Annotated in this window: 1 protein-coding gene; it reads right to left on the bottom strand. The window is 67.9% G+C overall.

From position 1 onward, the window contains the following. The coding region (locus BN358_RS12880; protein WP_157593503.1) for a glycyl radical enzyme domain-containing protein at positions 1–212 on the bottom strand (212 nt) is incomplete at both ends.

Genomic DNA, 212 nt, shown 5'->3' with positions numbered 1-212 from the left:
GTTCACGAAGTGCGGCTTGCCGGTCTCGAAGACGGTGCGCACCGCGTCCTCGATCAGGTCGTCCGGGGTGTCGGGGGAGACCTTCATGGTGAGGTTCGGCACCACCTGGCGCAGCGAGCGCTCGACCCGCCAGATCGCACGCACCATGCGTGAGTCGGACGGACCCACGTCGGCGTGCACGAAGGCATCGGGCAGCATCCGGTCGAGCTGGA

This window comes from Sedimentibacter sp. B4 (genome assembly GCF_000309315.1).
In the GTDB taxonomy this organism is placed as follows: domain Bacteria; phylum Bacillota; class Clostridia; order Tissierellales; family Sedimentibacteraceae; genus Sedimentibacter; species Sedimentibacter saalensis.
Note: the sequence above shows the minus strand (reverse complement) of the source record. Positions and strands in the feature narration are given on the sequence as shown.